This window comes from Vagococcus sp. CY52-2, assembly GCF_022655055.1.
GTDB lineage: Bacteria > Bacillota > Bacilli > Lactobacillales > Vagococcaceae > Vagococcus.
In genome coordinates, this window is sequence record NZ_CP093384.1 from 1,652,869 (window position 1) to 1,666,345 (window position 13,477).

A 13,477-nucleotide genomic window follows, 5' to 3' on the forward strand; every position below is an offset into this window, starting at 1 on the left:
CAAATCTATTACTTGTTAAACACGTTAAAACTTATCAAACCCATCAATAATGATAAAACCAATATCAACCCCATGACAATTTTAGTTGATAAGGTTAATGACTCGTTCTCAGAAGAAGTATGCGACAATGAATAGAATGTTAATCCAGAAAGTATCACACCAACAATATTAAACGTCATGATTTGTTGGACGATAGAAAATAAAATAAACTTTCCAAAGATACTTTTTCGACTAGCATTACTTTTATCAACTTTAACTAACATTAATCCCATGACAAGCATAACACAACTTATTAAAAAACCCACAGAAAATGTTGGTGTGGTTGTCAACAACTCTTGAAAACTAATTGCTTGTTTTAAGCAGGTTAACCCAGTATAAGCTAGAAAAAGTGCTGGAACTAAAAACCAATACCCCATCAATAATTTATAAAATTTAGTTTGTTTTTTTATCATCATCATTCTTATTACTCCTCGTTTCCGTGACATATACTCTCAATAAATAATCTAATACTAAGTGTAAGGTAACAAATGATAGTGTGTCTTTATTATCAACAACTTCAAACTTTGTCAAATTGTAGAAAAAAGCATATTGGGCATGCTGTGATATAAAATTTGATCCATTACGAGTGATTGATACGATATCAATGTTTCTAATATTTAAATCTAAAATACTTTCTTTAATATCCGCTGTTTCGCCACTCAATGAAGCAATCAGCAACATATCTTGTGGGGTCATTATATCCGTCATGATTTCTAACTCTGTTTGATTAGGAATCACAATAACTTTTTTTCCACAAGTTATTAACTGTTTTCCAAACTCTTCCACTGCTTTTCTTTGAGAGTAACCAGTTCCGTAACAATAAACTATTTGACTATCTTTTATTAATTTTGAGGTTGCTTTCATTTTATCGAGATCAATATTTTTTAACGTGTTTTGAATATCTGCACTCTGACTTTTGAATAAATCGTATGTTGTTTTATTATTCATCTTTTTTTGTTTTATATCCCGACTTAGAGAAAACTTAAATTCAGAAAAGCCAGAAAAACCTAACTTTTTCATCAATCTTACAATCGTTGATTTAGAAACATACGTTGCATCGCTTAATTCACCAATACTCATCTTAACAACTGAATCGATATTTGAATTAATGAATGACAACAAACCTTTTTCTAAATCACTAAAATCATCTTGATTAATATTTAATAAAATTTTTGCTAACAATGATAAAATAACCTCCCCTTAGGCATTAACTATAGTTAATTATACCTTAAAATGAGTTAATAATAAGGGAAGGTGTTAACAATTTATTAAATTAATTTATTCTGAATTATTTTAATTCTGGCCAGAAATCTTTATTTGCTTCAACTAACGCATCTAATAATTCTTTTGCCACACCAGCATTTGGTACAGTTTTTGATAATGTCAAAGCTTGCCATAATTTTTGGTAAGATTTTTCAGCCCAAGCTTCAACAACTAATTTTTCCACAGCTACTTGTTGTTCCATTAAACCTTTTTGGAAACGTGGAATTTGACCTTGTACTAATGGTTCAGGTCCATTTACCCCTACAATACATGGTACTTCAACCATCGCTGTTTCATCAAAGTTAACTACTGCACCATTATTTTCAACAATTAAAAGCATTCTTTCATGTGTGTTGTACGCAATCGCACGAGCTAAATCGACAATATAACTTGCATGTTCATCAATTTCTAGTGCTGTTCCTTCAGATGTTCCTTTTTCAACAATTTTCGCACATTCACCAAAGACATGTTTTTCACGACCATCCATTACCTCATTAGCACGAGTATAGTCAGGATTAGCATGTTCTACTGCCTCTTGTGGGTAGTAGTAGTATTTTAAATAAGTATTTGGTAATGTATCTGGATCAACTGCATACAAATCTTTCGCTTTAGAGAATGTATCCATCCAACTAGCATCTGTATGTTGTGATTCTTCAATTTCTTCTTTTAATGAATAACCATACTCTGCTACATGTTTTTTGATTTGTGGCATCAAGTCATTTCCTTCTAAATCTCTAATATCTGTCCACCAACCAAAGTGGTTTAATCCATAATAACGAACAACCATTTCTTTTCTTGATTTTAGTCCAATTGATTTAGCCATACGTTCTTCAATACCAACTGGCATGTCACAAATGTTAATAATTTTAGAGTTTGGACGTAATTTTCTCGTTGCTTCCGCTACAATGGCTGCAGGATTTGAGTAGTTTAACATCCATGCATCTGGTGAATATTTTTCCATATAATCAATTAATTCTAATACGCCACCAATTGAGCGCATGCCATAAGCGATTCCACCAGGCCCACATGTTTCTTGTCCAACTACTCCATATTTCAATGGGATTTTTTCATCTAATTCACGCATTGCATATAATCCGACACGGATATGTGCCATCACAAAATCTACATCAGTAAATGCTTCCTTTGGATCTGTTGTTGCTAAAAATTTAATATCTGGTGCTTTTTCTTTAATTAAAATTTCACACGCATCAGCAATTTGTTTTTGTCTACTATCTAAATTGTCATAAAATTTAATTTGTCTAATTGGGAAACGATCCAAATTATTGAGTAACATTAATACAATCCCTGGTGTAAATGTACTTCCTCCACCTGCAATAACAATTGAAAATTTTTTCATGATTAAACGCTCCATTTCTATTTTTAAATTTATTTTTTATAATATTTTTTCAAACTGCTCTCTTACTTGTGGAACATCTAATCCAACGATTACTTGGAAAGCTGTTCCGTTTCTCACAACACCATGTGCCCCTCCTGCTTTAAAAGCAGCATCAGGCTGTACTAAACCCTCATCTTTTACTGTAATTCTAAGACGTGTGGCACAATTGTTTACTTTAGCTATATTTTCTGAGCCACCAAATGCTTCTAAGAAAATAATCGCACGATCAAGATATTGTGATTGTGTATCTGTTGCCCCTGTCCCTTTTGCTTGTTTCTCTTTGAAATCTTTTTTGCTATATAATTTAATATCTTGACTATCTGGTTCTCTACCAGGAGTCTCAAAATTAAATTTCAAAATTAAGAATCTAAAGACAACAAAGTAAATTAAAGTAAAGGCTAATCCAATAATTAACTGAGTAAAAATCATACCTTTATGATTTGTAAATAGTGGAATCCAGTTTTTCGCTAATAAATCGATAAACCCTCCACCCATGTCACCTACAACACCAAAAGCAAACATTGTTGCTGACATCGTTGCGGCAAGTAGTGCATGTACTAAGAAAAGAACTGGTGCAATAAATAGGAATGTAAATTCTAGCGGTTCTGTAATTCCTGCAAGCACCGCTGTTAAAGTAGTTGGAATTAAAATAGCCAGTACTTTTTTCTTATTCTCTGGCTTAGCTGTAAAGTAAAACGCCGCAGCAATACCAGGAGAAGCAAAGATTTTAGAGTTTCCATGTAAGGCAAAACCACCTTCAGGGAATAATTTTTTCAATGGTTCTTTTGTTTGAGCAAATTCATTTAAATGAGCCATCCAATATTTTGTAATTCCCTCTTCTACGACGGCTGGTCCAAATACAAATGGTGTGTAAATAAAGTGATGTAGTCCTGTTGGGATTAATATTCGCTCTAGGAATGTATAAAGCCAAACCCCAAATACTCCAGATGCTGCTAAGAACCCTTGCATTGAAGCAATCCCTAATTGTAACTTAGGCCAAATAACTGCGGTAATAAAAGCAATGGGTAGCATGACGAAGAATCCAATAATAACAACAAGTGATGATCCTTGAAACACTCCAAGGAAGTCTGGTAATTTAGTATCAAAGAAGCGGTCATGGATATAAACAACAATAGCTGAAATAATAATTGCTCCAACAATACCTGTATCTAGTGTTTTGATTCCTCCAATCAGTTTCAATCCACTATTACCACCTGCTTCCAAAGCAAAGTCTACATTAAAGAATGAACCAAAATATTTAATCATACCACTAACAAAATAATTAAATGTTGTATAGATAACAAAAGCTTCCATTGCTGCTCTGGCATTGGCTTTTTTTGCTAATCCGATTGCAAGACCTATAACGAATAATAATTCCATTTGATTAAATACTGTCCAAGCTCCATCTTCTATAATCGACCAAATGTTAAACCAAGTAGTCCCTTCAGTTGCAATACTTCCTACAAGAAGTGGATTCTTACAGATAATACATAATGCAACCATGATTCCGGAAAATGAAAATAAAAGAACTGGTGTAAACATTGCGCCACCAAAGCGCTGAACTTTTTCCATCATATTTGGATACAACTCCTTTCAATTTATAATTAAATTATGCAAGAATCTAACAACTTAAGCAACCGTTTACAACACTTAAAGAACAAGGTTCTTGTGATAAAACAAAGTATCACAGCTTGACACTTTGTTTCATAAATAACTAATAAAAAAAGGAGTAGAATTATCTACTCCAAAATGGTACGACTTTGAGAAAGCGATCATTTTTCTCTTATCTTCTATGTATTATATTTACTTCGCCACCTCAAATATTCTTTCAATCAGTGCTAAGACATTTCTTACTTCGTCATTTTTTACAATTGGTGTTGCATTATTAACAACGACATCATAGAAGTTTTGATAAAATCCATCATAATCAGCTTCAACTTCGATAATTGGTAACGTCGTTGTCGCATCTTCAGAAGGAGGCGACATTGTTTTAGTTAATCCTTGTCCTGCTTTAATTGGCACTAAATTGTGATGATCAATCACACCGGTTTGTTTCACTATTTTACCCGACAAATCCCAATCATCAATGACAGCCGTTCCTTCAAGGCCTTTGACATACCAACGTGGTAATTTCACAAAATTAGTTGTGCCAACTTCAACTAATGCTTTGATACCATTCTCAAACGTGATGTATGCAATAAATCCATCATCCACTTCGTCACCCAAGATATAGCTTAAATCAGCGGACACCTCTTTTACTGGACTATCTACCATAAAAAGAAGCTGATCCAGTAAATGAACGCCCCAATCAAGCAACATGCCCCCACCATGTTTTTCTAAATGACGCCAATCTCCTGGAATGCCATTCGCTCCATGAACACGTGACTCAATTTGAAATAACTCACCAATCGGTTTCTTTTGATACATATCTTGAATGATTAAAAAGTCATTATCCCAGCGTCTGTTTTGGTGTACCATAAACACTTGACCCGTTTCTTTTGACACTTTAATTACATCATCTAATTCTTTGGTTGACATCATAGCTGGTTTCTCACAAATCACGTGTTTTCCACTTGTCATCGCTTGGATAGACAACTCTTTATGGACATCATTAGGTGTCGCAATCAATACTGCATCAATCGTATTATCTGATAATAACGCTTCTAATGATTCATAACTTGTTAGTCCTGCATTTTTTGCTGCGTCTAAACGTTCTTTTTTTATATCATACGCCCCGACTACTTGTATCCCGTCTTCTTTTTTTATTAATTCCCGGTGATGGTAGCTTCCCATACCACCATACCCAATAATTCCTATATTAAGCATTTGACGACCTCCTATGCCCACCACATGTCAGTTGGTTTATCATGAATCATAATTGACTTAAGATTCGTCACTGCACGTGAAAAACCTTCATCAATCGACATCAACGGGTCTTCGTGTTCGATACTTAACACATAATCGTAACCATATAAACGCAACGCGCTAACTATATCTGACCAATCTTGTAAACTATGACCACATCCTACTGATCTAAATGTCCATGCTCTTGATTGAACGTTTGTATAAGGTTGCATATCTGTCACACCATACATATTCATGTTATCTTGATCTAGGTAAGTATCTTTTGCATGAAAATGATGAATCGCATTTTCTTTTCCTAAAATTTTAATCGCACCAACTGGTTCAATTCCTTGCCACCATAAATGAGAAGGATCCAAATTACACCCAATATTGACCCCAGCTGCGTCACGTAATTTCAACATAGTGTATGGTGTATGAGCTAAAAACCCACCATGAAGTTCAATCCCAATTTTCACTCCAGCTACTTGGCATTCGTGATTGATATCTTTCCAGTAAGGGATTAATTTAGTCTCCCACTGATAATGATAGATATCTGTGTAATCTGTTGGCCATGGTAAAACAGGCCAGTTCACAGATGTATCTGTTTCGTTTCCTCCACCAACACCAGAGAATCCATTTACCACTGGTACATTCATTAGAGATGCTAACTTAATTGTTTTTCTTAATAGTTCGTCCGCTTCTTTTGCTTCTGCAGGTGTTGGTGAAATAGGATTATGATGCGCACTAAAGGCACTAATTTCTAATCCTTTATCATTTAATTTTGCTTGGTATTCTTTTCGTTTATCACTACTGGCGAGTAACGCATCCACATCACAGTGCGCGCTTCCTGGAGAGCCACCTGTTCCAATCTCAACCATTTGTAACCCTTGCTCTGCTACTTTTTCAATCATCTCATCAAATGATAAATTGTTAAATAATGGGGTAAAAACGCCTAATTTCATGTTTGTTTCCTCCTTTTATAACTCTTCTAATGGTTCATGATGTCCATATGTTGGGTAGGTGCTATCCATTGGCTGACACCACTTCACTGCATTTTTAATCACTAGTTGAACTTGTTCGTTGTAATATGATGGATACGTTTCATGCCCAGGTTGGAAATAGAAAATTTTACCGTTTCCACGTCTAAACGTACAGCCACCTCTAAATACTTCGCCACCTTTATACCAATTCACAAAAATCAATTCATCAGGTGCTGGTATATCAAAATGTTCGCCATACATTTCTTCTTTTTCTAGTTCAATGTATTCACCAACCCCTTCTAGAATAGGATGACTAGGATTAACATTCCAAATACGACAGGTTTCATCTGCTTCACGCCACTTTAAATCACATGACGTTCCCATTAACGACATAAAAATTTTAGACATATGCCCTGAATGGAGTACAATCAATCCCATCCCTTGTAGGACACGTTGATGCACACGTTGAACAATTTCATCACTCACTTCATCATGAGCAATATGTCCCCACCAAACCAATACATCTGTGTTATTCAGTACACCTTCTGTTAAACCGTGTTCTGGTTCATCAAGTGTCGCTGTTTTAACGTCAAACTCTTCTTCTAAGAAAGAAGCTAATTGGTTATGAATGCCTTCTGGGTAAACTTTTTTTACCTCTTCATCTGTCTTTTCATGTCTGTATTCATTCCACACTGTTACGTGAATCATTTTTTCACCTACTTATTAAGATATACTGGCTCGCCAGTTTTTGAAGACTGGTAAATCGCTTCTAAAATTTCTGTGACAACTAAGGCTTGTTCTGGTAAAACAACTGGTTCTGTGTCATTTATAATTGCTTGTACCCAAGATTGTGCTTCTAAAAAAGCTGGGTCATTTCCTTCACCATCATAAAAATCAACGCCACCTGTTTCTAATTCAATGTGTTTTTCATATAGTAAACCATGATCCTCACCATTAATAGTCAAGCCATCAAACATATCTGCCCCACCTTTTGTGCCAGATAAACTGGTTTTGGCTTCTCCTATTTGACGACTATTTAATGCCCAACTTGATTCTAAAGAAATCGTTGCGCCATCTTCCATCGTAATAAAACCAAATGCTGAGTCTTCTACAGTAAATTTTTCTGGATCCCAAGGTCCCCATGCATTGGCTGCATTTTTTGTTGGTGACAGTTTATGATAGGTATTTCCTACCACATATTTCGGTTTATAATTATTCATCATCCACAAGGTTAAATCTAGTGCATGTGTCCCAATATCAATCAATGGACCTCCGCCTTGTGCCTCTTCATCAAGGAATACTCCCCAAGTTGGTACCGCACGGCGACGAATCGCATGTGCTTTTCCATAATAAATATCTCCCAACTCGCCTTCTTCACATACTTGATGTAAATAGTTAGCAGCTGTTGTAAAGCGATTTTGATATCCTATTGTTAATTTCTTTCCTGTTTCTTTCGCTGCTTCTAACATGGCTCTTGCTTCCTGACTTGTTTTAGCCATTGGTTTTTCACACATCACATGTTTATTCGCTTTCATTGCAGCGATGGAAATTCCCGCATGAGAATTATTTGGTGTACAAACGTGTACCACATCGATACTTTTATCTGCTAATAACTCATGATAATCTTGATACACAATTGCATCCATCGTCCCATACTCTACTTTTGCTTTTTCAGCACGTTCCACTATCACATCACAAAATGCGACCATTTCAACTTCTTCTACTTTGCTTAGTGCTGGCATATGTTTTCCATTAGCAATACCACCACAACCAATAATCCCTACTTTTAATGTCATAAAAAAACCTCCATCGTTTTCTTGTTGATAGATTCATCATACAAAAAAATGATAAGGTTTTCTTCCTGTTATTTTGGTCAATTATTCCCATATATTGTCTTTTGATATTTTAAAGGGGATAGTCCAACATGTTCTTTGAATACATGATGAAAGGTTTTAACACTATTAAATCCTGAACGTTCTGCCACTTCTATCATTGGAATATTTTCATGGGAAAGAATATATTTAGCTTGATTTAATCGGTACTCTGTCAGGAATTGACTAAAATTTTGCCCTGTATTTTTCTTAAAAAAACGTGAAAAATAATATGGGCTAAATCCTACATATTTGGCAACATCCTCTAGTGTAATCACCTCTTGAAAATGATTTTCTATGTAGATAAAGACATCATTCAGTCTTTCCAATGTCTGTTTTTGAAGAGTGGATTCGACAAAATTTCCTTCTTTGAGAGTACGATTTTTTTGAGGAATCTCACGATAATAGAAGACCAATAGTTGATGCAACAAACTTAATATAGCATAATCATAGCCCAACTTTTTTTGCTGTACTTCTTTAAATAATTTTTCTACAAGACTTCTCATCTCTTGCTCGACGTCGTTCCCCCAAAACCGACTAAGATTTTCCGCTTTTTCAAATAGCGTGACAATGTCTTTATAATCTGATTGATTTACTAAATAATTTTGAAAAACTGCTAAATCAAATTGATAAACAATCCGTGTACTGCCTGGTGAAGCTAAAAAATAATGAGATTCACCACTACCAAACATAAAAATTTCTCCCTCTTGTACTTGAAATAATTGATTATCATACCCAATATTGACTAGCCCTTTTGTCACATATATCATCTCAATTTCTTTGTGCCAATGTGGTGGTACAACAATCTCTCCTTGGTTTTCAAATGCCCTAAAAGGTAGGCTATTATCCCATTCTGGTATTTCTAAATATAAACTCATTATCTTCCCTCCTTAATTATCTCAAGTTGTCTTTCTTGTATTATATAAAAAAATCCACCAATATTCTAAAAAGAATGTGGTGAATTTTTTTATTAATAGTCTATGACACTTTCTCGTTCAATTAATTTGTGTGGAATAATCACTCTTTTTTTCAACTCATCCGGATAATTGACTTGGTTTAGACACTCCAGTACAGCTGACTTTGCTAGTTCACGTGTATTAATATCCACTGACGTAATATAAGGGTGAATTAATGTTGAAAAAATAGAATTATTAAAACTAATAACAGATACATCATCAGGAACTGTTAGACCAATCAATTGGATAAACTGAATCACTTTTAAAGCAAACATATCATCAATCGCAATGCATGCTGAGATTTTCCTTTCACTTAACAAGGTATCTAACTGAATAAATTCATTGCTTTTTTCTAAATCACATACCGGATAACAGGGTAAGTGATTATCTTTTAAACACATTTCATACCCATAAAAACGTTCCTTAAAGAAATTTTCAGTTGAATTATTTGTTACAAATAAGATATCCTTGTGTCCCTTATCAATAAGGTACTGTGTAACACTCCTACCTAGTAGCTGATTGTCATTATCAACACAGCTAGTATCATTATAATAACGATATGGGTGTCCAATAATTGTAAATGGGATGTTCTTCTCAATTAAAAAGTCTAAAATGAGATCATTTTCTTTTACATACATCAAGATAAAAGAGTCCACTCGTCTTTGTAAATAAAGTAGTGTCACTGCTTCCAGTAATTCGGTTTCGTTATTACCTGATGCTATAGCAAGACTTACTTGATGTTTACTTGCTTCTTCATTCATTGCCGTAATCGCTTCTAAATAAAACGGCTCACTTGCTCGCTCTTTGGATTCAATAATTGGCAAGACTACCCCAATAGCATTAGATAGTTTACTAACTAAGTTTCTTGCTGAAATATTTGGAACATAGCCTAACTTATCCATCGCTTTTCTTACGCGCTCTTTGGTTTCTCCTGAAATACTTGGATGATCTTTCAAAACACGCGATACTGTTGAAGGGGCAACACCTACTTCTTTTGCAACATCTTTAATTGTAACTCCCATAATCTACTCTCCCATTAGTTATTCCATATCAATCGACACAACGACACCATAATGATCACTAATACATGGATAATTTTCTCCATCGAAGATAACATCATGCGACCTCACCTGACAAGGTTCAGAGGCAAATATATAATCTATTCTTAACTGTTCTTTCGTGTGTTTCCATCCATCAATCTCTTCTGGGATGGTGTAACGCCCACTTGGATGTTCAGCTAATTCAAATGTATCCACAAAGCTTTTCGTGACTAAATCATATGTTTCATTTTTAATCGTATCAGGGCCATTAAAATCTCCACATAGCAAGATGAAACCAGATAATTTATCTAAAAAGAGTTTGCTTAAAGTCCATTCATCTTGAAACCCTTGTTTCGTTTCTTCATTCCACCAAGAATAATGACTACTTGTTACAAATAGTTCTTTATCCTGCACTGTTAGCTTTGAACAAAGCATCATTCGTCGTGTTACATCTGTCTTCTTATCCACTGATGATACTAACACTGCTTGTGATTGTAAAGGTTTTTTTGATAAAATTGCCACACCTTCTTCATAGATACCATATCCCACATGACTATAAGTCCAACTCCAATGATACTCTTCCCCTAACTCAGCTAATCGTTTAACTAAGCATAAGGCATAATTATCCTGTTTAATGATTGTCTTTTCATTGATTGGTGGAACAAAATGAAGTGGATTTTCCTCTGGTAACGCATCAATTCGTTGATTGACTTCTTGTAAAGACACTCCATCTAACCCACTAGATATAATATAGTGCACCAGTATATCCATCTTTTCTTCAGTATCTTCTTCCATCCAACTATGTATATTTAGTGTTAACCACTTCATCTTTTTTTCCTCACTTTATAATGATACTTGACCAATTTTTTCTGATGATTTATGTTCACCAACAGTTGATAACTCGAGCGTTTTAATTTCTTGTGTATTTGTAAAAACTACTACAATCGTGGTACCCTTCCCTTCATTCTCAACTGTTTTCCAATCGACTGTTGCTAATAATTGACCCGCTTTTACAGTATCACCTTCTTTAACTGATACGTCAAATACTTGTTTAGTCATCTCTACAGTATCTAGTCCCATATGTACTAACACTTCTAATCCTTCAGGTGTTAATAATCCTATGGCATGTTTTGTTGGAAAAATAGACTGAACCACACCAGATACTGGTGAAACCACTTGACTATTCGATGGTTTTACCGCAAAACCATCGCCCATCATTTTTTGCGAAAACACATCATCTGAAACAGTTTCTATCGAAATGACTTCTCCGTCTGCTACAGAAACAAATGGAATGGTAACATTTTTTTGAACAGTTGTTTGTTCGTTTGGCTCATTAATAACGGTATCAACAGTAAGAGAATCAATGTCAACCCCACTATCCAAAGCATCTTGCACATCAGATTTAATGACATCAGCTTTTGGTCCATAAATCGCCTGAACACCTTTATCTTTTATCACTAAACCAAGTGCTCCTGCTTTTTTCCATTCCTGTTCTGAGCCGACAAGTTCTGCATCTTTGACACTAACTCTTAAACGGGTCATACAAGCATCTACTTCAGAAATATTTAATTTTCCACCAAGTAGTTGGATGATTGATACAATTTGTGGAGAGATTCCTTCAGAACTTCCTGATGAAGTTGGGTTATCTAACGTATCCACATCATAGTTTCCATTTCTACCTGGTGTTGCTAAATTAAATTTCTTGATCATAAATCCAGCAATAAAATAAGAAACAATAGCAAACACAATAATACAAATTACAAAGTTAATCAAATCTTGTGATAAACCTGCTTTAATGGCTAATGGTGTTCTTGTTAATAACTCAATATTTCCAAATGAATGGACGCGTAATGAGATGATGTCGGCCATCGCAAATGCCGCTCCTTGAATCACTGCATACACTAGATACAACGGAACGGCTGCAAACATAAACATGAATTCTAACGGTTCCGTAACACCGGTTAAAAATACTGCCAACGCTGCTGAGACGTACATTGATTTATATTGTTTTCTCTTATCACTATCCACATTTTTATACATCGCCAAAGTAAAGCCCATTAAAATACCTGATGCGCCAATCATTTGCCCTACTTTAAAACGAGCTGGTGTCCAATTTGATAACACATAATTATATTGTTCGATATTTCCAGCATTTTTTAAGTTAAATAAATCAGTTGCCCAAGCAAGCCATAGAGGATCTTGTCCGTAGACAAGCGTTCCAGCTTGTGCCCCAGATAAAATCTCATAGGTTCCACCTAACTGAGTATAGTTGATTGGTATGGTCAACATATGATGCAATCCAAATGGTAGTAATAATCTCTCAAGTGTTCCATATAAAAACGGTGCCAAAATTGGTGCAGATTCTTGTGATTGAGCAATCCACAAACCAAAATTATTAATGCCTGATTGAATAACTGGCCATACAATAGCTAAACCAATTGAAACAATCGTTGACCAAAATATGACAACAAATGGAACAAAGCGCTTACCATTAAAGAATGATAATGCATCTGGTAATTTACGATAATTATAGTATTTATTGTAAGCCATCGCTCCGACAAATCCCGCAATAATTCCGACAAAAACACCCATATTTAATGCTGGTGCTTCAAGTACACTAGTGAAAAATCCTTTAACCATGATTTTAGTTCCAAATAATGTGTGAGTAAATGCTTCATCGTTTGTCAGCATTTCTGAAGTCACACCAAAAATTGAGCCAGTAATGCGATTAATCAAAATAAATGAAATACCTGCAGCAAAAGCTCCACCTGCACGTTCTTTAGCCCAACTACCACCAATTGCTAGTGCAAATAATAAATGAAGATTTCCAATAATTCCCCATCCTATATTTTCAATTACTCCACCAGTTGTTACTAAAAACGCCATATCTGGTGACATCATCGGAATCGTTTTTCCGATACTAATCATTAATCCAGCAGCAGGCATGACAGCTACCACAACCATTAATGCTTTTCCAAATTTTTGCCAAAACTCAAAACTTAGTAACTTTTTCATTGTACCTTACCTCTTTCTTAAATTAATCTTAAATGAAATCGTTTGCGTAATTCATATTATACGTATCAGTTTA

At 34.9% G+C, this 13,477-nt stretch carries 12 protein-coding genes; all 12 read right to left on the minus strand.

All coding sequences use genetic code 11. The features are described from left to right. Positions 1-8 precede the first annotated feature (8 nt). Entirely contained in the window at positions 9-458 is a 450-nt protein-coding gene (locus MN187_RS07960; RefSeq protein ID WP_242093769.1) for a hypothetical protein, read from the minus strand. Continuing rightward, positions 433-1,221: a MurR/RpiR family transcriptional regulator gene (locus tag MN187_RS07965; RefSeq protein ID WP_242093772.1), complete on the minus strand. Its 789-nt coding sequence runs from the start codon at positions 1,219-1,221 to the stop codon at positions 433-435. The genes MN187_RS07960 and MN187_RS07965 overlap by 26 nt, the downstream gene beginning before the upstream one ends. Positions 1,222-1,327: 106 nt before the next feature. Further along, positions 1,328-2,659 (minus strand): 6-phospho-alpha-glucosidase, encoded by a 1,332-nt coding sequence (locus MN187_RS07970; RefSeq protein WP_242093773.1) that lies wholly within the window; start codon positions 2,657-2,659, stop codon positions 1,328-1,330. A 36-nt stretch (positions 2,660-2,695) separates the two neighbouring features. Beyond that, a complete protein-coding gene (locus tag MN187_RS07975) occupies positions 2,696-4,273 on the minus strand; it encodes an alpha-glucoside-specific PTS transporter subunit IIBC (protein ID WP_242093775.1) in 1,578 nt (525 codons plus the stop codon). Between the two features lie 228 nt (positions 4,274-4,501). Continuing rightward, on the minus strand, positions 4,502-5,524 hold the full coding sequence (locus MN187_RS07980; RefSeq protein ID WP_242093777.1) for a Gfo/Idh/MocA family protein: 1,023 nt from the start codon (positions 5,522-5,524) through the stop codon (positions 4,502-4,504). 11 nt (positions 5,525-5,535) lie between these two features. After that, positions 5,536-6,504 (minus strand): sugar phosphate isomerase/epimerase family protein, encoded by a 969-nt coding sequence (locus MN187_RS07985; RefSeq protein WP_241699455.1) that lies wholly within the window; start codon positions 6,502-6,504, stop codon positions 5,536-5,538. 15 nt (positions 6,505-6,519) lie between these two features. Next, positions 6,520-7,230 (minus strand): ThuA domain-containing protein, encoded by a 711-nt coding sequence (locus tag MN187_RS07990; protein ID WP_242093779.1) that lies wholly within the window; start codon positions 7,228-7,230, stop codon positions 6,520-6,522. 8 nt (positions 7,231-7,238) lie between these two features. Next, complete coding sequence (locus MN187_RS07995; RefSeq protein ID WP_241699456.1) at positions 7,239-8,318, minus strand: Gfo/Idh/MocA family protein; 1,080 nt, start codon at positions 8,316-8,318, stop codon at positions 7,239-7,241. Positions 8,319-8,395: 77 nt separating this feature from the next. Continuing rightward, positions 8,396-9,271, minus strand: coding sequence for an AraC family transcriptional regulator (locus MN187_RS08000; protein WP_242093781.1), 876 nt, complete (start codon positions 9,269-9,271; stop codon positions 8,396-8,398). A 92-nt stretch (positions 9,272-9,363) separates the two neighbouring features. Next, a complete protein-coding gene (locus MN187_RS08005; RefSeq protein WP_117973304.1) occupies positions 9,364-10,371 on the minus strand; it encodes a LacI family DNA-binding transcriptional regulator in 1,008 nt (335 codons plus the stop codon). Between the two features lie 18 nt (positions 10,372-10,389). Further along, positions 10,390-11,217, minus strand: a complete 828-nt coding sequence (locus tag MN187_RS08010) for an endonuclease/exonuclease/phosphatase family protein (protein ID WP_242093783.1) — start codon at positions 11,215-11,217, stop codon at positions 10,390-10,392. A 15-nt stretch (positions 11,218-11,232) separates the two neighbouring features. After that, entirely contained in the window at positions 11,233-13,404 is a 2,172-nt protein-coding gene (locus tag MN187_RS08015) for a PTS transporter subunit IIBC (protein WP_242093785.1), read from the minus strand. Positions 13,405-13,477: the final 73 nt, after the last annotated feature.